The 22,917-nt window shown below is 67.3% G+C and carries 25 protein-coding genes and 1 pseudogene; 10 read left to right on the top strand and 16 right to left on the bottom strand.

The annotated features are described in order from the left end of the window. The first annotated feature begins 134 nt into the window (after nt 1-134). Nucleotides 135-626 (top strand): carboxymuconolactone decarboxylase family protein, encoded by a 492-nt coding sequence (locus GVY39_RS17880; protein ID WP_159925874.1) that lies wholly within the window; start codon nt 135-137, stop codon nt 624-626. A 16-nt stretch (nt 627-642) separates the two neighbouring features. Here the strand turns inward: GVY39_RS17880 and GVY39_RS17875 are convergent, their stop codons facing one another. Continuing rightward, nucleotides 643-1,350, bottom strand: a complete 708-nt coding sequence (locus tag GVY39_RS17875) for a hypothetical protein (RefSeq protein WP_159925872.1) — start codon at nt 1,348-1,350, stop codon at nt 643-645. Nucleotides 1,351-1,425: 75 nt separating this feature from the next. Then, nucleotides 1,426-2,985, bottom strand: a complete 1,560-nt coding sequence (locus GVY39_RS17870; protein WP_159925870.1) for an amino acid permease — start codon at nt 2,983-2,985, stop codon at nt 1,426-1,428. 152 nt (nt 2,986-3,137) lie between these two features. Between GVY39_RS17870 and GVY39_RS17865 the strand changes: the two genes are divergently transcribed. Next, entirely contained in the window at nt 3,138-4,511 is a 1,374-nt protein-coding gene (locus tag GVY39_RS17865) for an FAD-dependent oxidoreductase (protein WP_159925868.1), read from the top strand. A gap of 5 nt (nt 4,512-4,516) precedes the next feature. Here GVY39_RS17865 and GVY39_RS17860 read toward each other — a convergent pair whose 3' ends face one another. After that, the gene (locus GVY39_RS17860; protein WP_159925866.1) at nt 4,517-4,909 is read right to left on the bottom strand and encodes an ankyrin repeat domain-containing protein; all 393 of its coding nucleotides are present in this window, start codon (nt 4,907-4,909) and stop codon (nt 4,517-4,519) included. A gap of 31 nt (nt 4,910-4,940) precedes the next feature. Next, nucleotides 4,941-5,570 carry a UdgX family uracil-DNA binding protein gene (locus tag GVY39_RS17855; RefSeq protein ID WP_159925864.1) on the bottom strand — a complete coding sequence of 210 codons (630 nt, stop codon included), beginning with the start codon at nt 5,568-5,570 and terminating at the stop codon, nt 4,941-4,943. Nucleotides 5,571-5,736: 166 nt separating this feature from the next. On the opposite strand from GVY39_RS17855, the gene GVY39_RS17850 reads away from it, so the two are divergent. Further along, entirely contained in the window at nt 5,737-7,044 is a 1,308-nt protein-coding gene (locus GVY39_RS17850; protein ID WP_159925862.1) for a glycosyltransferase 87 family protein, read from the top strand. Nucleotides 7,045-7,077: 33 nt separating this feature from the next. Here GVY39_RS17850 and GVY39_RS17845 read toward each other — a convergent pair whose 3' ends face one another. Beyond that, nucleotides 7,078-7,524: a nuclear transport factor 2 family protein gene (locus GVY39_RS17845; protein WP_159925852.1), complete on the bottom strand. Its 447-nt coding sequence runs from the start codon at nt 7,522-7,524 to the stop codon at nt 7,078-7,080. 75 nt (nt 7,525-7,599) lie between these two features. Next, nucleotides 7,600-7,791 (bottom strand): hypothetical protein, encoded by a 192-nt coding sequence (locus tag GVY39_RS17840; RefSeq protein WP_236565511.1) that lies wholly within the window; start codon nt 7,789-7,791, stop codon nt 7,600-7,602. A 260-nt stretch (nt 7,792-8,051) separates the two neighbouring features. On the opposite strand from GVY39_RS17840, the gene GVY39_RS17835 reads away from it, so the two are divergent. Further along, nucleotides 8,052-8,816 (top strand): trans-aconitate 2-methyltransferase, encoded by a 765-nt coding sequence (locus GVY39_RS17835; protein WP_159925850.1) that lies wholly within the window; start codon nt 8,052-8,054, stop codon nt 8,814-8,816. 120 nt (nt 8,817-8,936) lie between these two features. On the opposite strand, the gene GVY39_RS17830 is transcribed toward GVY39_RS17835, so the two are convergent. Further along, nucleotides 8,937-9,221, bottom strand: a complete 285-nt coding sequence (locus GVY39_RS17830; protein WP_236565510.1) for an ANTAR domain-containing protein — start codon at nt 9,219-9,221, stop codon at nt 8,937-8,939. A 176-nt stretch (nt 9,222-9,397) separates the two neighbouring features. Between GVY39_RS17830 and GVY39_RS17825 the strand changes: the two genes are divergently transcribed. Next, a complete protein-coding gene (locus GVY39_RS17825) occupies nt 9,398-9,679 on the top strand; it encodes a hypothetical protein (RefSeq protein WP_159925848.1) in 282 nt (93 codons plus the stop codon). Between the two features lie 49 nt (nt 9,680-9,728). Here the strand turns inward: GVY39_RS17825 and GVY39_RS17820 are convergent, their stop codons facing one another. The 5 genes from GVY39_RS17820 to GVY39_RS17800 form a co-directional block, all read right to left on the bottom strand. Beyond that, complete coding sequence (locus GVY39_RS17820; protein WP_159925846.1) at nt 9,729-9,929, bottom strand: hypothetical protein; 201 nt, start codon at nt 9,927-9,929, stop codon at nt 9,729-9,731. 172 nt (nt 9,930-10,101) lie between these two features. Then, nucleotides 10,102-10,527, bottom strand: a complete 426-nt coding sequence (locus tag GVY39_RS17815) for a MerR family transcriptional regulator (protein WP_159925844.1) — start codon at nt 10,525-10,527, stop codon at nt 10,102-10,104. Nucleotides 10,528-10,536: 9 nt separating this feature from the next. Beyond that, on the bottom strand, nt 10,537-11,094 hold the full coding sequence (locus GVY39_RS17810) for a class I SAM-dependent methyltransferase (RefSeq protein ID WP_159925842.1): 558 nt from the start codon (nt 11,092-11,094) through the stop codon (nt 10,537-10,539). Between the two features lie 155 nt (nt 11,095-11,249). Beyond that, a complete protein-coding gene (locus GVY39_RS17805; protein WP_236565509.1) occupies nt 11,250-12,008 on the bottom strand; it encodes an SDR family oxidoreductase in 759 nt (252 codons plus the stop codon). A 257-nt stretch (nt 12,009-12,265) separates the two neighbouring features. Further along, nucleotides 12,266-12,445 (bottom strand): hypothetical protein, encoded by a 180-nt coding sequence (locus GVY39_RS17800; protein ID WP_159925840.1) that lies wholly within the window; start codon nt 12,443-12,445, stop codon nt 12,266-12,268. Between the two features lie 599 nt (nt 12,446-13,044). Between GVY39_RS17800 and GVY39_RS17795 the strand changes: the two genes are divergently transcribed. The 3 genes and pseudogenes from GVY39_RS17795 to GVY39_RS17785 all read left to right on the top strand — a co-directional run. Next, complete coding sequence (locus GVY39_RS17795) at nt 13,045-13,728, top strand: hypothetical protein (protein ID WP_159925838.1); 684 nt, start codon at nt 13,045-13,047, stop codon at nt 13,726-13,728. A gap of 67 nt (nt 13,729-13,795) precedes the next feature. After that, nucleotides 13,796-15,412 carry an FAD-dependent monooxygenase gene (locus GVY39_RS17790; protein ID WP_159925836.1) on the top strand — a complete coding sequence of 539 codons (1,617 nt, stop codon included), beginning with the start codon at nt 13,796-13,798 and terminating at the stop codon, nt 15,410-15,412. 102 nt (nt 15,413-15,514) lie between these two features. Further along, nucleotides 15,515-16,171, top strand: a pseudogene (locus GVY39_RS17785) (dienelactone hydrolase family protein); the annotation flags it as partial. Here GVY39_RS17785 and GVY39_RS17780 read toward each other — a convergent pair. Both GVY39_RS17780 and GVY39_RS17775 read right to left on the bottom strand, forming a co-directional pair. After that, on the bottom strand, nt 16,152-17,273 hold the full coding sequence (locus GVY39_RS17780; RefSeq protein ID WP_159925832.1) for a CapA family protein: 1,122 nt from the start codon (nt 17,271-17,273) through the stop codon (nt 16,152-16,154). The pseudogene GVY39_RS17785 and the gene GVY39_RS17780 sit on opposite strands and share 20 nt — an antisense overlap. A 56-nt stretch (nt 17,274-17,329) precedes the next feature. Next, nucleotides 17,330-17,878, bottom strand: a complete 549-nt coding sequence (locus GVY39_RS17775) for a hypothetical protein (protein WP_159925830.1) — start codon at nt 17,876-17,878, stop codon at nt 17,330-17,332. 592 nt (nt 17,879-18,470) lie between these two features. Here GVY39_RS17775 and GVY39_RS17770 point away from each other — a divergent pair. Both GVY39_RS17770 and GVY39_RS17765 read left to right on the top strand, forming a co-directional pair. After that, entirely contained in the window at nt 18,471-19,247 is a 777-nt protein-coding gene (locus GVY39_RS17770) for an MHYT domain-containing protein (RefSeq protein ID WP_159925828.1), read from the top strand. A gap of 184 nt (nt 19,248-19,431) precedes the next feature. Then, complete coding sequence (locus GVY39_RS17765; protein WP_159925826.1) at nt 19,432-20,400, top strand: TIGR03557 family F420-dependent LLM class oxidoreductase; 969 nt, start codon at nt 19,432-19,434, stop codon at nt 20,398-20,400. A 36-nt stretch (nt 20,401-20,436) separates the two neighbouring features. Here GVY39_RS17765 and GVY39_RS17760 read toward each other — a convergent pair whose 3' ends face one another. Together GVY39_RS17760 and GVY39_RS17755 are read right to left on the bottom strand one after the other, a co-directional pair. Next, on the bottom strand, nt 20,437-21,048 hold the full coding sequence (locus GVY39_RS17760; protein WP_159925824.1) for a TetR/AcrR family transcriptional regulator: 612 nt from the start codon (nt 21,046-21,048) through the stop codon (nt 20,437-20,439). 125 nt (nt 21,049-21,173) lie between these two features. Next, nucleotides 21,174-22,793 (bottom strand): FAD-binding oxidoreductase, encoded by a 1,620-nt coding sequence (locus tag GVY39_RS17755; RefSeq protein ID WP_159925822.1) that lies wholly within the window; start codon nt 22,791-22,793, stop codon nt 21,174-21,176. Nucleotides 22,794-22,917: the final 124 nt, after the last annotated feature.

Here is a 22,917-nt window from a genome sequence, read left to right as displayed (position 1 = left end):
GCCGGAGCGTCCAGCACGGTGGGGCAGCCATTCCTTCGCAGCCACAACAACAGCAACCAACCATCAGCTACACCCCACCGCCCTGGGCATCCAGGGCACCAACCCCAGACACCCACAAACTTAGGGAAGCAGCCATGATCATCGACGTTCCCGAGGGGAAGGATCCGATCGGCTATGTGTGGGGTGAGATGGTTCCCGGGATCGGCGTCGCCGCTTCGAACTTCTCACTGTCGGTGTACTCGCACAGCACCCTCGGCCTCCGGGAATTCGAGGCGGCCAGGCTGCGCATCGCCCAGATCAACGGTTGCCTGTTCTGCATGGACTGGCGCACCGAGCGGGACGGGACGAAGGTCGAGCCCGAATTCGCCGAGGCCGTCACGCAGTGGCGGACCACCGACGCCTTCGACGAGCGCACCCGGCTCGCCGCCGAATACGCCGAACGCTACGCCACCGACCACCACAATCTCGACGAAGAGTTCTGGAGCCGGATGCTCGCCCGCTACAGCCAGGCGGAAGTGGTCGAGCTGAGCATGAGCATCGGCTCATGGCTCGCTTTCGGCCGGCTCAACCACGTCCTCGGCCTGGACGCGGTCTGCGTTCTGCCCGGTCATTCCACCGGCCGATAAAATCCGCGCGGACGGGTCAGGCCGAGATCCTCGAAACCCACGCGGGTTGCCCGTCGACCAGGCCCAGCTCGAACTCCTCGGGAGCGTCGAGCACGGCGCCTAACCGGCACAGCGCTTGATCCGCCGAGATCTCCGCGGGAAAGCGAATGTATTCGAGTGTGGCGCCGGATATCCGGGCCCGGAATCGGTACCGGAATTCGACCTGACCCGCGTAGGTCAGCGCGATGCGGCCCTGCCAGTCGATGTCGTGCCTGCCGTCGGCGCGCCGGGTGAAGAACACTTCCTGGTCGGCGACCGAATCATGGCCGAGAAGATAGATGTTGAACGCCAGGCATTCGACGTCGTCGGCATGCGCCAAGGGGAGCGGATCGACCGTGAGGCGCTGCGGCTGCGGAGATCTCAGCAGGAAAGGACGGCCGGGCGCCGCGGCGCGCAGCCCGGTGGCGTCGTCCTCGCCCCAGTACGTGGACGACAGCGTGCAGCTGCGGTAGTTCTGCCAGACGATCGGCGACAGCCAGCTCTCGCCGTCCTCCTCGTCGTCATCGGGATCGCGTTCGGCGTTGTATGCCGCGGACCGCAGATGCAGATCGAACCACAGGCCGCCGGCCTGGTCCATGCGGCCGGTCCACGCGAACTCTTCGATCGCGTGCCCTTCCGGCCACGGATTTCCCGGGAACACAATTCTCCCGGCGGGCGAAATACGCACCAGGTCGGTCCTTTCCATGCCGACACACCCTAGCGACCGACGCCGACAAACTCGACACGCCAGAACCGGGAACCCGCCCCGGCTGGTTGGGCCTCAGGCGTTGGCAGGCGCCTGCTCCGGTTGGCCCGCGGGCGGCTCGTCCACGGTCCGCTTCGGCCCGGTGAACCAGGTCCGGGCCGACACCAGCCACCAGATGCCGATCGCGCCCACCACGACGACCAGGGTGATCGGCGCGTAATTCACGGTATTCCAGGTGAAGTCGCCGTGCCACGGATATCCGCGGGCGTCGGTGGGCAGGATGAACAGGATGCTGATCAGCGTGATCCAGATCAGCGCGACCACACCGATGGGGCGGTACCACTTCCCCAGTTGCCATGGACCGGTGCGGAATCGAGCGCCGTGGCGTTGCCGCAACAGGATCGGAATGCCATAGGCGATGTAGAGCCCGATGGTCGCGACCGACGTGGCCGCGGCGTAGGCGGTCGGCGCGTTCGCGGCGGGTACCAGCATCGACGGAATCAGCAGAACGAAGGCGAAGAACGAGATGAACAGCACCGCGTGCACCGGTACCTTCCGCGCGGAAAGCCTCGACCAGAATTTCGAACCCGGCACCGCGCCGTCGCGCGCGAACGCGAACAGCATCCGGGAAGCCGAGGTCACGGAGGCGTACCCACAGAACAATTGCGCGACCGCCGCGATGATCAGCAGCAGACCCGACCAGAACCCGCTCAGGGAGTTCTCCAGGATGTAGATCACGGGGTACCCGCTGTTCTGCTCCGGATCCAGCGCGTCGTCGAGATCCGGAATGGCGAACGTCACCGCCATGATGAGCAGATAACCGGCGATCGCCGACACGATGATCGTGTTGATGATCCCTTTGGCCGCCATCCGGGACGCGTCGTGTGTCTCCTCCGACATGTGCGCCGAAGCGTCGTAACCGGTGAACGTGTACTGCGCGTGCAGCAGGCCGAGCAGGAAGCTGAACGCGACGCCGCCGAATCCGATCGCGCTGTTGTCGACTGTTTCGGTGAAGACCCATCCGGCGCTCTGATGGTGTTGCGCGCCGAACCCGAGTACGACGACGAAGATCGCCACACCCACGACGTGCCACCACGCGGACACGTTGTTGATCACCGCCGACAGATGCGGGCCGAGCACGTTCGATACCGCGTGCAAGACCAGAATGGCGGCGAAGACGAGAAAGATCGCGGTGCGGTCGGTGCCGATGTCGATGCCGACGACGTTCAGCACGACTGTGGTGAAGATGGCCGCGCCGTAGTCGATCGCCGCGGTGACCGCGATCTGTCCGATCAGGTTGAACCATCCGGTGAACCAGCCCCACACCGGTCCGCCCAGCTCGGACGCCCACCAGTACAGCCCGCCCGAGGTGGGGTACGCGGAGGCCAATTCCGCCATGGCGAGCCCCACGAACAGCACCATGATCGAGACCAATGGCCAACCCCAGGCCATGGTGATCGGGCCGCCGTTGGCCAAACCGATGCCGTAGCTGGCCAGTCCACCGGTGAGGATGGACACGATCGTGAAACTGATGGCGAAATTGGAGAAACCCGACCAGGATCTGGCCAGTTCTTGTTTGTAACCCAGTTCGGCGAGCCGGCGTTCGTCGTCGGAAGGGGATCGGGTTTCGGTCATGTGGTGCTCCCGGGTGAAAACGCTGCCCTCATACCGCGTTTGTCAGAAGAACAGTGTGGAGTACCGATCGGTCGGCCGCAGGGCAACCGGCAAAGTCGCGAAACGGCGGCCCCGGCACCCGCCCAGCGTGGGCCGAACGTAGCGTGATGACCATGAGCGAGCGACTGGTGGTCATCGGTGGCGACGCGACGGGGATGTCGGCCGCCTCGCAGGCGCGGCGGATGCGGGACGTGAGCGCGCTGGAGATCGTCGTTTTCGAACGCGGCGGGTTCACCTCCTACTCGGCCTGCGGCATTCCGTACTGGGTCGGCGGCCGAGTCGCCGAGCGCGACGCTCTGGTCGCCCGCACACCCGCGGAACACCGCGCCCGCGATATCGACCTGCGGCTGCACACCCCGGTCACCGAGATCGACCTCGACGCGACCAGAGTGCGCTATCGCGACCGAGAAACCGGCGACCAGGCATGGATGCCCTACGACCACTTGGTGATCGCCACCGGAGCTCGCCCGATCCGCCCACCGCTGCCGGGCATCGACGCTTACGGTGTGCACGGCGTGCAGACCCTCGACGACGGGCAGGCGCTGCTCGAGACGCTGGAGCGGGCGCGTGGCAAGCGCGCCGTCGTGGTCGGGGCGGGCTACATCGGCGTGGAGATGGCGGAAGCGCTGATCCGCCGCGGCTACGACGTCACGATGGTCAACCGCGGTCCCGAGCCGATGTCCACGCTCGACCCGGACATGGGCGCCCTGGTCCGCGACGCCATGCGCGGGATGGGCATCGAGGTGGTCGGCGACGCGGAGGTGTCCGAGCTGCGGACCGGCGACGACGGCCGGATCGCCGCGGTCGTCACCGACACCGCGGAATACCCGGCGGACGTCGTGGTGCTCGGCATCGGCGTGCGCCCGGAGACGGAGCTGGCGCGTGCCGCCGGTCTGCCGCTGGGGCAGCACGGCGGGCTGCGGACCGATCTCGCCATGCGGGTGCGCGGGCACGAGAACATCTGGGCGGGCGGCGATTGCGTCGAGGTGCTGGATCTGGTCTCGGGCCGCGAACGCCACATCCCGCTGGGCACCCACGCCAACAAGCACGGTCAGATCATCGGGGCGAACATCGGCGGGGGATACGCGGTGTTCCCGGGAGTTGTCGGCACGGCGGTGAGCAAGGTGTGCGAGCTGGAGGTGGCCCGAACGGGTCTGCGCGAGAAAGACGCTCGGTCAGCGGGCTTGCAATATGTGACCGTCACCGTCGAATCCACCAATCGCGCGGGTTACTACCCTGACGCGGAGCCGATGACGGTGAAGATGCTCGCCGAGCGTTTCACCGGCCGGCTACTCGGTGTCCAGATCGTGGGACGCGAGGGCGCGGGCAAACGCGTCGACATCGCGGCCGTCGCGCTGACCGCCCGGATGACCGTCGAGCAGATGATGATGCTCGACCTCGGGTACGCGCCACCGTTCTCTCCCGTGTGGGATCCGGTGCTGGTGGCCTCGCGCAAGGCCGTCACCGCCGTCCGCGAACGCGGGTAGGGGCCTCAGGCGCCGAAGAACTCCAGCAGCTCGGTCTTGCCGAACATGACGGCGGCCGCGCGGGCCGACGGGGTGCCCGCGTCCGGGTCGGCGCCCGCCGCGGCGAGCTGTTTCACGATCTCGGTCTCGCCCTTGAAAACCGCCCCCGCCAGCGGGGTTTGGCCTTTGTCGTTGGCGCGGTTCGGATCGGCCGAGCGCTCGAGTAGTGCTGTGACCGCATCGGCGTGCCCGTGGTAGGCGGCGAGCATGAGCAGCGTGTCTCCGGCGTCGTTGGTGAGGTTGACCGGTACGCCCGCGTCCACATAGGTGGCCAAGCTCGCGGCGTCTCCGGCCCGTGCGAAGTCGAACACCTTGGTGGCCAGCTCGAGCAGTTCCGGATCGATCTCGTCAGCGCTCATCCGCTCACTCCTATCATGGGCCGCGCGAGAGTCAGCGCGTGGCCGTGGACTTTCCCAGTTGTTCCCGCACTATGCGCAGATCGGCGACGAAGGCTTCGTAGGCCGCGGTGCGATCGGGCGCGCGCAGCACCGAGGACGGATGCACAGTGGCGATCACGCGGAACTTCTCCGCCTCGACGACCTCGCCGCGGCGTTCGCTGACCTTGAACGAAGGGCCCAGCACCGCCTGGGCGGCGATCGCGCCCAGACACACCACCAAACGCGGACGCAGCAGGCCGAGCTCGGCGTCCAGCCATGCCGAGCAGGCGACCACTTCGGTACGTCCGGGTTGTTTGTGGATTCGCCGCTTGCCGCGCTCGACGAACTTGAAGTGCTTCACCGCGTTCGTCAGGTAGGCCGCGTCGCGGTCGATGCCGACCTCCGCCAGCGCCCGGTCGAGCAAGCGTCCGGCGGGACCGACGAACGGCTGACCCACGACGTCCTCCTGATCGCCGGGCTGTTCACCGATCAGCACCACGTCCGCGTTCTCGGGTCCGGCGCCGAACACCGTCTGCGTGGCGCTGCGGTAGAGATCGCACCCGTGACAGTCACAGGCGGCCTGCCGCAACCGCGCCAGATCCGCGTCCTCGGGTACGAACCTCGCGGCGCCGGGCGCCTTCATCGGACCGAGCCTCCCGCCTCGCCTGGGGCTGCGACCGCCATTCGCCGACCTCCTTCGGCACTCGTGCTGGTGGCGGCTTACCCGTTTGCGGCGTCCTCACGCGACAGGCGCGAAACTCTCAACCACGTGGTGAACGAGCGGACATGGGTCGGTATAGTCGCCGCGGATGAGTAGTGTCACCGCCACCGCCGAAACGCCGATGTCCCAGAACCGTCGACTCGGGCGTGTATTGCGGCTGGCACCGGTTCTCTCGGTCGCCTTCTCCGCGTTCTGCCTCCTGAAACCGGTCTGGCCGTTCGAGAAGATCACCGGCGGGTTCATCGACCTGCAGGTGTATCGACTGGGTGTGGACGCTATGCGGCACGGCGCCGACATGTACGGTCAACTGCCGCAGACCACCATCGGTGCGGGCCTGCCGTTCATCTACCCGCCGTTCGCCGCGCTCGCGCTGGGTCCCTTCGCGATGCTGCCCTGGGACGTGGCGGCACTGAGTTTCTTCGTTTCCTCGGTAGCGGCGCTCGGCCTCACTCTCTATCTGGTCGCCAGGCGGGTATGGCCCGAGGAGTCGCAGCGGCGACTGGCGGTCTGGGCCACCGCGTGCGCGACTCCGTTGGGCCTGCTGCTGGAGCCGATCCACTCCACGTTGGATTTCGGTCAAGTCAACCTGCTGCTGATGGCCCTGGTCGCCGCCGATTGCCTCACCCACAAACCGCGGTGGCCCCGGGGCATGCTGATCGGCATAGCCGCCGCCATCAAGCTGACACCCGCGGCTTTCGTGCTCTACTTCCTGGTCCGCCGGGACTACCGCGCGGCCGCGACCGCGGCGGTCACCGGCGCGGCCGCGACGGCAGCGGGTTTCGCGATCCTGCCGAAGGAGTCCGTCAAGTATTGGTTCGGCGGACTCGGCAACGTCTCCGGGCTGAGCGGCTCCGCGTTCCATACCAACCAGTCGATTCAGGCGATGTTCGCCCGGTTCGAGGTGCCCGAGCCCGCGTTCACCGTGATCTGGCTGGTTCTCGGCGCTCTCCTGCTCGCGCTTGTCGTCACCGCGATGCGCAGGGCTGCCGACCTGCCCGCGCTGGCACTGGCCATCAACGCCGTCTTCACCCTGCTGGTGTCGCCCATCTCCTGGTCGCATCACTGGGTGTGGATCGCGCCCGCCTTGTTCGCCGTCGTGGGCCACGCGACCCGTCTGCCCGGCAGGCGGGCAATCGGTTGGTGGATGACGTTCGCGGCGACGGCGGCGGTGTTCGTCATCGGCCCGCACAACTGGTTGCCCGACGGTGAGCACCGCGAGTCCGCGTGGACGCCTTGGCAGCACTTCATCGGCAACACCTACGTCTGGTTCAGCGTGGTGCTGGTCGTGCTGTTCCTGATCACCAGCAGGAGGTCGGCCCCGCGGCAAGCCGATCAAGCGCACGAGCAGTCCGCCCGCACCCCGGACCCAGCGACCTCAGCGCTGACCGCGCGCTGAAGCACGGCCGCGTGGCGGTGACATGCCGCCCCTTCACCCCATACCGGGTGCGGACGGTGCGGTGAAAAGGAAGCTCTTCTCCTCGACCCGCGTTTTGATACGCCACTGACCGTCTACACGGACGAACGTGTCCAGGTACCACAGTCCGCACAGCATCATCGTGGGCGGTCCGTCGCCGCCGGACACCACCATCGGGTTGTGGCACATCGTCCGCCCCGTAGCCGTGTCACCGTCGATCGTGATGGACGAGTTGCTGATCAGATGTTGGAACGCCGGGAAGTTCGGCAGGATGGCCGCGAGGAACTGCTTCGTCGCGGCGAGATCGCCCACCGAGCCACCCATGGCCGAGTAGTCGATGTGTGCGTCGGGTGTGAAAACCTCGTCCAGCAGGTCCCACTGCCGAGTGTCGACCGCGTGCGAATACCGCACCATCAGGTCTTCGATCTCGAGTCGATCCGAAATCTCCTGCAACGACAGCATGCCTGCCTCCGATGAGCGTCGATCCCCGGGGTAGATGCCACCAGGATTCGGCGTGCGAGGCAAGGTCCCTGCAGGTTATGCCCGATGCGGCAGAATGTTCAGTACCAGTGTGAGGCCCGCCACGATGCTCACACACGCCACCAGGGTGGTGAACGCCGATTGCGTGATCGTGGCGATGCCGGTCGAAAACGCAAGGCACGTGGCTAAAGCGAGCGCGCCGGTTCCCGGTTCCACACCGGCGATGCGGGTTGGTCGGTAATCCGTCATAGCTATGTGATACCCAGCGCGGGCCGTTACGAAACCGTGATAGACAGTCGGTTTTCGCGTCCGGCGTGTTTGCAGGTCATCGAGCCGAGCGAGGTCGGTTCGAGTCACGACTGTCACAGCGTGGATTCTTCTGGCCGAGGACGACATGTGCTCGCCTGCGCCCTTTCCGCGCCGCCTGTCGTTCTCTCGAATCTTCTTCTGGGCACGGGGGCAGGCGTACAGTACGTACGTACGGTTTGTTGCCGGTTCTCGGAGGGCATATGTGGGATCCTCAGCAGTACCTCGCGTTCGGCGACCACCGGTCCCGCCCATTCTTCGACCTCGTGGCCAGGGTCACGACGGCCGAGCCCCGGGTGGTGGTCGACTTGGGTTGCGGCCCCGGGCATCTCACCGCGGTCCTCGCGCGGCGCTGGCCCGGCGCGATCGTGCGCGCACTCGACTCCTCCCCGGAGATGGTCGCGGCCGCGCGGGAGCGCGGCATCGATGCGACGCTCGGGGCGGTGCAGGAATGGCGGCCGAGCGCGCAGACCGATGTCGTCGTCTGCAACGCCGTCCTCCACTGGGTGCCCGGCCACTCCGGCCTGCTCGCCGAGTGGATGCGGCAGCTCCCCGCGGGCGCGTTCCTGGCCGTGCAGGTGCCCGGGAACTTCGACGCGGCCTCCCACCGCGCGATCCGTCAAGTGGCCGCACGCGAGGAATGGCGCGACAGCCTCGAACGAGCGGGCATCCTCGATCCGGGTGCGGTGCTCGATCCCGCGGGCTACGCCGACGTGCTCGCCGTGGCGGGTGGAGCCGTCGACGCCTGGGAGACGACCTACCTCCAGCGCTTGACCGGGGACGACCCGGTGCTCGAGTGGGTCACCGGCACCGCGCTGCGACCCGTGCGCGATGCGCTCGACGACGCGCAGTGGCGGGAGTTCACCGCGCAACTGGCCCCCCTGCTGCGCAGCGCCTATCCTCGGCGGCCCGACGGCGCCACCTGGCTGCCGTTCCGGCGAGTGTTCGCCGTGGCCCGCAAGCGGTAGCGCTCGGTCGCCGGGCGGACAACGGCCGGACAACCAGGTGTCCGCCGCCGGGATTCGGACTGGTCGCCGCGGTGGCCAAGCGGAGGGAGCGGCTGGTGTCGCCGGCCGCTCGCCGAAGTGTCACAGGGGTCGCTCGTGCGCCGTCGCCAACAGCCGGTTGACGCGGCTGCGCAGTTCGCCGGTGACGGCGGGCACACCGATCGACGGGAGTTCGGCGGCCACCTTGGCGGCCAGAACTCGCAGCTTGGTGTTGGTTTCCTGGGATCGCACCCGCAGCATGGTGAATGCTTCGTCGGCATCGAGTCCATAGACCAGCATCACCGCGCCCTTGGCCTGCTCGATCACCGCCCGCGCGGCCACCGGGTCGAGACCGCCCGTCGCCGTGCCGTCGCCGTCGTAGCTCACACCCACGCACTACCCGTCCGTGGCGATCTGACACCGCATTCGCGGCGGAACGATTCGTGCAGCGCATGTCCTCGGCCGCGCAGGAGGGTTGACGCGAGCCGCCGAGATCGCGATACTTCGAACGTCATAGCGATTGCGTATAACTTGTCCTGCGGAAACGCGACGGAGACAGATCAATGACGATCCATACGGCAGTCGAAGCATTTCTCCTGGCTCAGGTGGAGGACCCCGTCCCCGAAGCTCCCCCGAACGCGGACAAAATACTCCAGCTGTTCCGATATTTCACCTGGTTCGTGATTCTCTCCGGCGTAGCCGGCATCACCTACGCGGGAGGGAAATTCGCGTGGGAGAAGTGGAACGGTGGGCCACTCGCCTCGGCGAAGATGGTCGCGGGCGGCATGCTCGGCGGTGTCATCGCCACCAGTGCGGGCACGATCATGAACGCGCTGATCGGTTGAGCCGCACGGCGGGCGTGGTGGAGCCGGACGTGGCCGTGCTTCGTCCGGGCTAGTCGCTGACCTCCAGTTCGACCAATTGAGCTGGTGTGAACGATTTCTCGCGCCGGTCGGTCTCCACGCCGAAGACCGCGACGACGAGGTCGCCGCCCGGCTGGACCACTCCCGCTTGCGTGAGCGTGCCGTAACCGACGACGGATTCGCCGATGTGATCGGCGAGTTCCGCAGCGGGTACTCGAATCGTCCTGCGCATAAGGCACCTCTATCGAGTCTCGGTGTCACGGTCTGCGGTGTCACTCTGGTAGGACTCGATCCTAGTCCGGGAGAACAGACGAAGTATCTCCCTCTTGCCGCCGGCCCCTCGCCCGGTGACCGAATCGCGGCGAACTCCGCCGTCGAAGCGGAATTTCCTGCGTCATAACGATTTACCGACCCCGGCTCGACCGGTTCGTGACCAGGGTGAGCGCGTGGGCGACCTTGGCCTGGAAGTGCGGGCAATCGCGGAAATCCTCAGCCGCGCAGTCGAGAGCGTGGGTGATGGTGTCCAGCGCCGCGGTGGCCTGGGCGATCCGGCGAACGAGCTGGTCGCGGTGCGCGCGCAGCAGATCGCGGCGAGCGGCCCGGTCGGATGCCTCGGCGAACAGGACGGCGAGATCCTCGAGCGACAAACCGACCTGCTTGCCGAGCAGGATCATCGCCACCGTCTCCGCGTCGTCGTCGCGATAACGCCGTCGGCCCGCGCTGTCCCGGCGCGGCGCGAGCAGTCCGACATCCTCCCAGTGCCGCAGCACGTGAGCGGCCAGACCGAAGCGCGCCGCGAGCTCACCGATCGAGATGTCGCCGCCCGTCATGCTCGCACTCTAGGCGGGGGCGCGGGCGATGAGCCGCGCGTACAGCCCGATCGGATGACGCCGGGGACGCACCGGCTCCCGCCGCACCGTCGCCGCCTCGAACGATCGGCGCAATGCGTCGAGCGCCGCGGCCGCGCGCACGAAGCGGAAGTCGTAGATCGCCACGACGCCGCCGGGACGCAGCACGCGCGCCAGCTCCGCGATCGCGCGGTCGGGCTCCGGCCACTCGTGCATGCTCAGGCTCGAGACGATCAGATCGAAACTGTCGTCGGGGTAGGGGAGCGCGCCTACGTCGCCGACCTGCAGCTCGGCCGCGCTTGCCGCCAGTGTCGCCTCGGCGAGATCGATCATGTGCGGTGACAGGTCCACGCCGTGAAGCCGCAGATCCGGTCGGCGATCGCGCACGTGGGCCAGTAACTTTCCCGGCCCGGTCCCGACGTCGAGCACCCACGCGCCCGGTCGCGCTGCCCCGTCGATGTCGGCGGCGATCCGGCGGTACAAACCCCCGAGCAGGCGTGTGGCCCGCTTGTCGTAGCCAAGGCTCTGCTTTTCTCCGAAGGCGGTCATGACTTCCTCTCCTCGTGGTGCGCTCAGCTTGCGAGTTGAGGTCGACCTGAAGTCAAGAGTTGTCTTCGCCGCTGTGGCGGGATCCTGGGCCGGGCATGGTTCGAAGCGGCCGCCGTCAGATCCGATTCGGGGCGACGGCCGCTCGAATAAGGTGGTCAGGGCTGTTTCGGGTACTTCTGGTCCAGCCACTGCGCGAACGTCGGACCGGCGATGATCGCATCGGGCCCAGCCAGGAGAGCGCCACCGGCTTGCAATTGGTGATCCGGGTCGGCGGTGTCGACGATCTCTTGCACACGAGCCGGTTCCCCCCGTCGCGCAGCCACTTCGGCGACGGCCGTGGCGAGCTCGAATTCTTCCGGCCCCGCGATGTCGACCGCCTCGGGCGCGTCCTCGGAAACGGCCAGTTCGGCCAGCCGTTCGGCGACCGTGCGGGCGGCGACGAGCTGAGCCCGGTACTTCGGCACGTATGCGGTGTCACCGCGCGTGGTCCAGTCGAGCATCATTTCGGTGAATTCGTGGAACTGAGCCGCGCGCAGGATTCGCACGGGTACCGGGCCTTCGCGGTAGGCGTTCTCCTGGGCCAGTTTCCCCGCGTAGTGCCCGGCGGTGAAACGATCTATGCCGATTATGGAGACCACAACGATCCGACGGACTCCGGCGGTAGCCGCCGAGTGCTGCACATTCCGCGCAACGGTGCGGAAGAAGTCGGTCACCACCTCGGTTTCGGTGGTCGTCGCGTTGACCGCGTCCACCACGACATGTACGCCGGCCAGCGCCTGGGCCAAACCGTCTCCGGTGTAGACGTCCACGCCTGCCGACCGGCTGATGGCCACGACATCGTGGCCTTGGTTCTTCAGCACGTCGATCACGTCCCGGCCGATCCGCCCGCTTGCGCCGATCACTGCGATTCGCATCGCGACCTCCTCTATCTCACTGGTCCGGTGAGTAGACGAAGCGGCCACGTCCGGTGTGACACGACGAGTTCGCGTCACAGCTCCCGCCGCATCGGTCGATCCACGTTGCGGCGGCAACTGCTCGGCTCTGCTTCCCTACGTCGACCCGAGCGCGACTCGGCGGCATGCCCGGCACACCGCGGGCCGCCGGCACTCGGAGGGGGAATTCGAAGGACACGTGCGGCCGGCGTCAACGCGGTGCGGCCGCACAGCAGGTGTCAGATGCACCAGATGACACTTCCGAGGGGGAAGCACAGCACGGCCGAGCCGAACGAGCCGGTTACCGGCGTCGCCGCATCCGACGGCGTCGCTTCGGCGGAAGCGGCGGGAGCCGCGAGGAAGCCGAAGGACAGGGCCATCGCGCTCGCTGCGAAAATTTTGGTGAATTTGGTGGACATTGCGAATCCTTTGACTCGAGTGGAATTTAACTTTGACTCACGAATTTCATCGTTCACCCACAAGGCGGTGAGCGCCAGGCAAAGAAACGTTAAGTTCCCCGGTGTCGCATAACGGCAAGGTCACCACTGGTGCTTTTTTCGGGGCAGCGGCATCGAATTCAGCCGGAAAACATACCGGAAGAATTCCTAAGACCCGGGCAGTGTCCGTATTGCGCAGTTCATGAGCCGCTCGATGATCTTCGCACAATCGAGACCGGATTTTGCGCAGGACAGCGGCGTGCCACATAGGAACCGGCGACGGTCCCCTACGACGGCGCCGCCGGGCCCGCTCAGACGGACAAGTCGGCGGCGGTCTGTAACGGTGATCGTTACGCGGCGAGTCGCCTCCCGGATGCCTCGGCTCTTCGATAGGCGCGGTGCCTCGCCCGAGTCTCGCGCGGGTGTGGTGCCTCTACGCTTCCCACTGGAGGTGAGTTCTCGCCGGAATTCGGGCACCAGCGCGACTTTAAACTGAGGCAATGGTGCAGCCAACGCCCTGGCAGTCGAACGAGACTGGAGACAGCCGGTCCACTCAGACGAACGGGGCGAAGAGCAGCGTCGTGCCGGCCAACTTGCGGTCGATTCAGGCCGCGCTGCGCGGCTATTGGGGCTACGTATGGGCCGCGGTCGGCAGCCTCGCCACGCTCATATTGCTGTTCCAGCCGTGGATGACCGCCGCGGGCGCTGACGGCAGGGTCAGCACCAACGCGTTCGGCCGGATGCAGATCACCACGCGGTTCTTGAACGTCTGGTCGCAGTCGGCCCCGCCCGCCGCGAAGATCACGGGTTTCTGGGCACTACTGGCCTGTGCGGCTATCACGATCACGATCTTGGTGGTCGTGATCAATCTGCGCCTCCGCATCGATGCGCTCAGTCGGCTGGCGACGCTGTCCACGTTGGCAGCCGCGCTGTTGGTGGTGTTCACCGTGCTGTATGTCAACAGCAAGGGCGGTGAGCTGAAGGCGATGGTCGGACGCCGTTCGGACCTGGGTGGACACATCGGATCGTTGATGAACTGGGCGTTCGGCAACGGCAGACTCGTCGTGCCGGGTGTCGGGCAAGTCGCCTACACGTCCGCGGGTCTCACGCCTTGGGCGCTGCTGGCCGGCGTGACCTCGCTCGGTTCGGCCGTCGCCGCCCTCACCCAGTGGATCCGGAACAGATCGGGCAATCTCTTCCGCCTGTCGTGGCGCATCCAGGTGGTCGCGCCGAAGCGGCCTGCCGATCCCGACGACGCGGCCTGACCGTCGGACGCGGCGGAGTAGACTCGCCCGAATCATTGGATGAGTACGTGGTCCGAGGCGGTATCGCATGGTCGGCACGGAGGTACTCATAGTCGGCGCGGGTCCGGTCGGGCTGACCGCCGCGATCGAGTTGGCCCGGCGCGGTGTCGCCTGCCGAATAGTGGACGCGCTGCCCGAACCGCCCCGATACGCGAAGGCGGTGGGAATCCAGCCGCGAACGTTGGAAGTTTTCGAAGGTCTGGGCGTGTTGCGCCGGATACTCGACGCTTCGATCCAGTTGCACGGCCAGAGGGTGTACGTGAACGGCGACGAGGTGGCCAGGACAGAACTCACGGTGCCCGCCGACGTGCCCTACGCGTTCATCGGGTTACCGCAATACGTGACCGAGCGAATTCTGCGGGAGCGCTTGGCGGAAACGGGCGTCCGGATCGAACGCGCCACCGAGCTCACGACCTTCCAACAGGACGACAGTGGCGTGCGTGTCGTACTCGCCACGGCGGACGGCGAGCGCACCGTCGACACGCAATTCCTCATCGGGTGCGACGGCGCACACAGCATCGTTCGCAAGACATTGGGCCTGTCGTTCGAGGGCGCGGCGTTCGCCGAGCAGTACATGCTCGGCGATGTCGAACTCGACTGGTCGCTGCCGCACGGCTACGGCATCCGGTCGACGCATCGGACCGAGGGCGTCACCGACGACCTGCTGGTGTGCATACCGCTGCCGGGACGCGGCCGGTATCGCGTGTCGATGCTGGTACCCGACGAACTCGCCATCGCGGCGACGACCGACCGGGATGGGCTCGGGCAACGTTTCGGAAGTGGGCCCGCCCCGCAGCTGCGACATATCCAAGCGGTTCTCGATCGCCTCGCCCCGGAGCCGGTCACCGCGTCGCGCCTGCGATGGTCGTCGGTCTTCCGCATCAGTCACCGGATAGTCGACTCGTATGCGCGCGGAAGAGTTTTCGTCGCAGGCGACGCCTCGCACATTCATCCGCCCACGGGGGCGCAAGGGATGAACACCGGTATCCAGGACGCACACAACCTCGCGTGGAAGCTCGCGCTGGCGGTCAGCGGCGACAGTGCGCCGCAGCTGCCCGCCAGTTACGACGCCGAACGCAGGCCGGTCGGCGAAGAGGTGGTCGGTAGAACCGTGCGCAGCGCCAGGGAGGGCATCGGGGCCGGGGAATCGGATCCGGATCTCGTCATCCGGCGTGAGGCGCAACTGCTGATCGACTACGGCGACAGCCCGATCGTCGTGCGTGCGGCCGACGGTTCGCAGGGCCCGCGAGCAGGAGTTCGCGCCCCTGATGCCACTGGCTTGACCCGCGGCGCGGTCACCTTTCCGATCCGCCTGTTCTCCTTGCTCGGGCGGACCGACCACACGCTCCTTCTCTATGCCGGCGACAGCACCCGGACCGAGATCGGGAGCATGGAGGAGCTTGCCGGGGCGGCACGCCGCAGGGCGCACCGGCAGCTGGATGTGTACCTCATCGCCGCGCCCGGCGCCCAGGTCGACGAGACGCTGTTGCCGGTTGTCCGCGACCGTGACGGCGCCTTCGCGAGGGGCTACGGCGCTACCGACGGAGCCGTCTACGTCGTGCGTCCCGACGGGTATCTCGGCTACGTGGGGCACGGGGCCGCGCCGGTGGATCTGACCAGGTATCTCAGCTCGACTTTTCGCTGACGACCGCCGCGTCCAGTGCGCGCCCGTGCGATCCTCTCGCTCTTGCGCAGGACCGACCTGATCGGGTACCCCGGATACAGGAGGTGTTCGATGTCGTCCGCACCCCGGTCCTCGACGCGAACAGAGGAAGTCATCGTGCCGTCGGAACGCGCCCGACTGGCGGGGGTACTGGCCGTCCCACCGGAGCGCACCGCCTTGATCGCCTTCGCGCACGGCAGCGGCAGCGGCAGGCGCAGTCCGCGAAACCGGTTCGTCGCCGACGTCCTGAACAGGGCGGGGTTCGCGACGATGCTGGTCGACCTGCTGACCGTCGATGAGGAGGGCGACCGCGCTCGCGTCTTCGACATTCCGCTGCTCGCAGGACGCCTTGTCGAGGTGACCCACTGGCTACGGACGCGGCCGGACCTCAGCGGCCTGCCCACCGGATACTTCGGGGCCAGCACCGGCGCGGGCGCCGCGCTGTGGGCGGCGACCGAACCGGGGACCGAGATCGCCGCGGTCGTCTCCCGCGGCGGGCGGCCGGACTTGGCGGGTCCGCGATTGGGATCGGTTCGCGCACCGACGCTGCTCATCGTGGGAGGTGACGACCGGTGGGTACTGGAAGTCAACCGAGAAGCCCAGTTGCGGATGCCCTGTCCGAGTGAACTCGACATCGTCCCTGGCGCGACCCATCTCTTCGAGGAGCCCGGTGCGCTCGGACAAGTCGCCGACCTGGCCACACAGTGGTTCCAGCGCCATCTCACCGTCGTGCGGCACTGAACACCACCGGCAGGTCGTCGGCTCGGGGAACGACGCGGGTGCCGAAGCCCCGGCTGATATCCGCGATCTTCTCGCACAGCCAGCGGGATTCGCTGCGCGGAGCCCATTCCAGGCGCATGTGCCGCACCCGCAGCGGGATCAGCCGGACCTCCGTCGAGCCGCGATCGATGGACACCAGATACAGCGGATGCAGATCGGCGTGGTACCGCTCGTGGCCGCGAATGCCTTCGTAGTCGTCGATGACGTCGCCGCATCCGTAGAGGACCGGTTTGCCGCGGTAGATCTCGATCGGACGCGGATGATGTGCGGAGTGCCCGTGCACCACGTCGATTCCGGCGTCGATCAAGCGATGCGCGAACTGCGTTTCGGTGCGCGCGACCGCATAGCCCCAGTTCGGCCCCCAGTGCACGGAAACGATGCCTATATCGTCGTCGCGCTTGTAGGCGGACACCTCGTTCGCGACTTCCTCGGCCGCCGCGACGCCCGGGGAATAACCCACACGCCACACTCCCGGCCGATGGCGCCGTGCCGACCACACTGCCGGAACCCCGCTCGAGCCGGCGGCGACCGAGACGATCACCGCGCGGCGCCCGTCACCGAGTTCCACTATGGCGGGGGTGCGCGCGGCCTGCAGGTCGGCACCGGCGCCGGCTCGGCCGATGCCCGCGTTGTCGAGCGCTTCGAGGGTGTCGGCCATCCCGGCGATTCCGAAATCGAGTACGTGATTGTTCGCCAGCGCGCAGACGACCGGTGCGATCACGGTCAACGCGGGCATATTGTCCGGGTGCATCCGGTAGTGGATACCTTTCGCGGCAGCGAACGCACCGTCGGCGGTGATCGAAGTCTCCAAGTTGAGCAACCGCACCTCGGGGTCGATCTGGGCGAGGATGGGCAGCACATCACCCCACAGCTGCCGGAAATCGACCGGGTGGGCGAAGGCGCCGTACGCGCGTTCGGCCAGCTCGACGTAAGTCCGCGCATCGTGGACATATCGTTCGCGCAGCCTCGGATCGCCGGGATGCGGCAGGATCTGGTCCACGCCCCGACCCAGCATGACGTCGCCGCCCAGCAGCACCGTCGTCATATGACCATTGTCGGCCATCGCGGTGCCGATGTGAACGCGGTGGTCGTCGAGTTCCGGCGCACGGTTCGATCGGGTCAGCGTGGCCGGGCGGCTGACCTGCTCGACATCGAGCGCAGTTGTTGCGGGTCGTCGGCGTAGACGGTGGCGATGATGTTCGCCCGCGCGGCGAGATCACGGGTGAGGTCGCGAATCTCGTCCGAGGCTTCCGGGTCGGCGGCGATCCCGGCCAGCAGATCGCGGGTGTGGATCGCCGTTGCCTGGGCGCAGCGCCGCAGGCGGGCTTTCGCCACGGTATCGAGCGCGGCCGGAGTGAGGTAGCGCTGCACGTGCTCGCCGCGGTCGGTGATCTGGTTGACTACCGATTCGGTCGCCGCGTCGGTGAGCCATCGTTCCGCGTCGGCCGTGATCTCGAAGACGAGATCGTGGTCGCGGATGTCGGTGGGGTTCGCGGAGGTGGTCAACAAGGCCATGCTCGCTCGCCCGATCGCGAGGAACCCGCTCATCGCATGGGCGAGCAGGACATTCGGGCTCGCTGTCGGCAACTGGTGTAGACGTTTCCCGACGACGGTGACCCAGCACGCGAGGTGTTCGGCAGCGGTGTCGATCGACGTCGCAGTCGGCATAGCGCGACCATACGCCGTTACTCCGGCGAGACATACGAAGAAACGCTGAAAGTTCGCCGGGTGTCGCGGATCATCGCCGTGGAGAGGTTGGGGCGCGGCTTGGAGCGCTTGTCGCGCCGCGGCCATGAGGTCGTATGCGCCATGTCCGGAGGGCGTCGCCCCGGCCGCGTCCACGGGGGGATGACATTCACCGCGCCGCTCGGGGGCGGTTAACTGCGATTGTGCTCGCAACCATCGCTCAGAAGGATCGGAGCCGCTGTCGCAAGAGCGCGTTGCACGTGCGTCGGGCACGAGTTCCGTCGGAGGGCGGCATCCGGCCACGCTTGCTGCGCCACGGAAGCGGGCGCGTGACTCCCTGTGGCAATTGGGAAGCCAGATGCTTGCTGCGAAGGCATCCTGCTGAGGCGCGGGGGCGAACGAATCGAAGGGCGAATGCTTCACTTATGACCAGCGCACTTCCCGCTATCCGGGACTCATCCTATGATTTTAAAGAGGATGTTAGTAATCTAAATTACCTACCTGCAGTTTCACTATATGGGATTCGCGCATCGTCGCCTCGATGATTCGAATCTATCCAGCGAGGGAGTGTCGCGTGCTGGAAATCGACCACTTCAGCCACGGGTGGCTGACACCTGTCATCGCCTACATCATGTCGTTCACCGGTTCATTGCTCGGACTCCGATGCATGGCCAGGTCCCGCACTGGTTCCGCGCGCGACGGCTGGCTGCTGGCCGCGGCGGTCGCCATCGGCGGCACCGGAATCTGGGTCATGCACTTCATCGCGATGCTCGGATTCGCCATCGACGGGGCATCGATCCGCTACGACGTTCCCGTCACGCTGATCAGCGCGCTGATCGCCATCGCGGTGGTGTGGATCGGATTGCGGATCGCCCACCAGCGGTCACTCGGGCCGATGGCGCTGTTCGTCGGCGGAGCGGTCACCGGCTTGGGCGTCGGTGCGATGCACTACTCCGGCATGTACGCGATGAAATCCGACGCGACGATCGGCTACGACGGACGGATCGTCGCATTGTCCATGGTGATCGCCGTGGTCGCCGCGACCGCCGCGTTGTGGTTCACGCTGCACGTTCGTGGCACGCTCGTCACCATCGGCGCGGCGGTGGTGATGGGTGTCGCGGTGTCCGGCATGCACTACACGGGCATGTTCGCGATGCATCTGCACGAAGCGCAACACCTGCATCCACCGTCCGGCGCCGGCGCGGAGCAGCTGCTGACTCCGCTGATCGTGAGCATCAGCTTGGTGACCGTACTGTTGCTGCTGCATCTGGGCATCACGGAGGTCGAGGACGAGAACGCCTATGTCCCGCGGGGCCGGCACGCCGCCAGTTACTGGCCGACCCGTGACTGAACGGACCCCGTAGCGTCCTCCCGCCGGAACTCGCATCGCACCCCGCTGACGTAATGGCCGCCGTGGAGGAGGCCCATGCGGCGCAGCGACGCGCGTTCGGTTTTCCGTGCCGGATGCCGGGTACGCGCGCCGAGAGCCGGTTTCGTGGGGAGACCGGCGCTTGCAGCCGAACCAGGAGGTGGCGATGCGTATCGGGTACAAACTGGCGGCCGAGGCATTCGGTCCGAACGAGCTTGTCCGCCAAGCGATCCGGGCCGAAGAGGCCGGATTCGATTTCGTCGAGATCAGCGATCACTTCCATCCCTGGCTGGACAACCAAGGGCATTCACCGTTCGCTTGGACCGTGCTCGGAACCATCGCGGCGAAGACCGAGCGCATCGAGCTCGCCACCGGCGTGACCTGCCCGATCCTGCGATACCACCCCGCCATCATCGCGCAGGCGGCGGCCACTCTCGCGATCCTGTCCGACAACCGCTTCACCCTCGGCGTCGGTTCGGGTGAACGCCTCAACGAGCATGTCGTCGGTCGCGAGTTCCCGCCTGTGCGCATCCGGCAGCGAATGCTCCGCGAAGCCCTCGAGATCATTCGCCTGCTGTGGAGCGGCGGTTATCAGTCCTACGACGGCGAATTCCTGACCCTCTCCGAAGCTCGCGTCTTCGACCTGCCCGACCGGCTCCCGCCGATCGCGGTGGCCGGAGGCGGGCCCCAGGCGGCTCGCCTCGCCGCCGAACTCGGTGACGGTCTGTTCGCCACCGAACCGAAGTCCGAGCTCGTCGATCGCTATCGCGCGGCGGGTGGGACAGGACCGCGCTACGCGGAGGTGGGCATGGCGTGGGCGCCCGACGAGGAAACGGCCGCGAAGGCGGTGCTCGACACGACGCGCTGGGCCGTCACGGGGTGGAAGGTGATGAGCGAGTTGCCGAACCCGGTCAACTTCGCCGCCGCGACCACCACGGTCCGTCTGGAGGACATCCTCGACAATTTCGCTTGTGGTCCGGACCCGGCCCGCTATCTCGACGCCGCGAAGCAGTACGCCGACGCGGGATTCGACCATCTCGTGATGCAGAACGCGGGCCCCGACCCCGATGGCTTCCTGGACTTCTACCGCCGCGAACTCGACGAGCCCCTGCGTGCCCTGACGCCGAGGGCGTGAGGGCGCTGCATCGGAGCGAGTGGTGAGGACGCGAGGTCAGGCCTGCCGGGCGGCGGGTCCGCGGATCGCGGTGAACAGGCGCAGGCAGCGTTCGGTCATGTCCTCGGGGGTGTGGCCGGGATGGTCGCTCCACCACGCGATGGTGGTGGACACGATGCTGAACCACAGTGCCAGCAGCAGCGAGTGATCGTCGGCATCGAAGACGTCGGCGTCGGCCAGCACCTGTGCGACACCTGCCGAGCCCATGCCGTTCAACGCATCCTGATACTCGCGGGCCACCGCGTAGGCCTCGCTCGGACGAGGCAGGGTGGCGTCGTAGATGATCTTCCAGTTCTGCGTGCGTCCGTCGAGGGCGTCGAAGATCCCGGCCAATGTCGCCAGCGCCCGGTCGTGGGCACCGGGCGCGGACTGCGCGGCCGCGACCGCATCGACCAGGCTCTTGCCCGCGCGGTGCACGCAAGCCGCGTGCAGACCGTCGCGGGAGCCGAAGTAGGCGTAGACGAGCGGCTTGGAAACCCCCGCGGCCGAGGCGATCCGGACGAGCGAAGCCTTCGCGTAGCCGTGATCGCCGAACTCGGCGGTGGCGACGTCGAGAATCTGCTCCTCCCGCCGCTCGCGCGGCACACCCTTGGTGCCCGGCTTGCTCACGGGGCATCACATACGGGCATGGGACTCCTCGGATATCGCGCAGATACGTCGAATTCGATATTCGCACGCTCCGTTCGGGCGACGGCGCTGTCCATCTCCTCCCGGTACGCCGGCGTCCTGCGGCATCACCTCGCTGCGGAGGGCAGCGGGTCGATCAGCACCCCGGGATTGAGGATGCCCGCCGGATCGAGTGCCGATTTGGCCGCCCGCAGCGCCGCTGCGAAAGGTTCGGGTCGCTGGCGGTCGTACCAGGGACGGTGGTCGCGGCCGACGGCGTGGTGGTGCGTGATGGTCGCACCGGAGATATGGAGTGCTTCCGATACGGCGGTCTTGATCTCGTCCCATTGCTCGACGGTCCGGCCCCAGCGGCCCGCGGCGTAGATGCCGAAGTAGGGCGCGGGTCCGTCCGGGTAGACGTGGGTGAATCGGCAAGTCACCACACCGGTCACACCGGCCGATCGGAACGCGGCGGTCGCCGCTGTCTGCACCGCGGCGCGGAGGTCTTCGAAACGGTCCCAGGTGCAGGCGGTTTCGAATGTCTCCACGATCATCGACTGGGCGGCGAGCGCGTCGCGCTGATACGGCATCCGGAGGAACGACGAGCGCCACGTGTCGGCCGCGCCCGGGCGCGCCGAGTCTTCCGCGGAGTCGGAGGTGCGCACCCCGTCGGGAATGGTGCCGCCGTGCTCACCGCAGATTCGTATCGCCCGGCGCATCGGTTCGTCCACGGGATGGTCGGCGGACTCGAATCCGAGCACCAGCACCCCGCCCGCCGTGCTGGTGCCCGCGTTGACGAACGCTTCCACCGGATCCAGCAGCCGGCAGTTGGCCGGATGCAGCCCGGACTGGGCGATGGCCCGCGTCGCGGTCACGGCCGCGCCGTAGCGGTCGAAGAGCACCGACGCTCCGGAACGCCAGCGCGGACGATCCTGCAGGCGCATCCACGCTTCGGTGATCACGCCCAGGATGCCTTCGGACCCGAGGAACATCCGGTCGGGTGAGGGACCCGCACCGGAGGCGGGCAGCCTGCGCGATTCGCTGATCCCGGCCGGGGTGACCACCCGCATCGATTCGACCATGTCATCGATGTGGGTATGGACGGTCGCGTAGTGGCCACCGGCCCGCGTGGCCAGCCAGCCACCGAGCGTCGAGAACTCGAAGGACTGCGGAAAGTGCCGCAGTGTCAGACCATCCGGCCGCAATGCCGCTGCCAGGGCGGGGCCGAGCATGCCCGCTCGAATGCGCGCCGCGCGGCTGGTGCGGTCGAGCTCCACGAGCCCGGCCAAGCGGCTCATGTCCAGCGACACGGACCCGGTGTAGGCGTCCATGCCGCGCGGTTCGACACCGCCTACCACCGACGTTCCGCCGCCGAACGGCACGACGGCGATGCCCGCGCCCGCGCACCAGTCCAGGATGTCGACCACGTCCTGTTCGGTGCGCGGGCGCAACACCTGATCGGGTACATGGTCCACGCGGCCGAGCAGATTGCGCACCACGTCACGAAACGCCTGCCCGTTGCCGTGGGAGACGCGGTCACCGAGGCCTCCCGAGGCCAGGTGAGCCAGCGAATCCGGCGGCTGGACGCGCGGCGGAGGAACGGCCAGCGCCGTCAGGTCCGGCGCCTCGTGCACCGTCGGATCGGCGTCGGGGAGCAGGGCCGCCACCCGCTTCGTCAGCGCTTCGCGCTCGGGGCCGGTTACGGCGTCCTCTCGATTGCCCCATCCCCACCACGACCTCGTCGCCATCGCACGGCTCCCTTCGGAAAGTAATTGACTCGATGGTAAATTACTTCGATGTCAATTGTCAGTGCCTTCCTGGCCGGACCGTGACGGCGGCCCGTGGGACCTATGTCGCGTGAGAACCGACCGA

The organism is Nocardia sp. CY15 (assembly GCF_009829295.1).
In the GTDB taxonomy this organism is placed as follows: Bacteria; Actinomycetota; Actinomycetes; order Mycobacteriales; family Mycobacteriaceae; genus Nocardia; species Nocardia sputi.
This window is presented reverse-complemented; position numbering and strand designations above follow the sequence as displayed.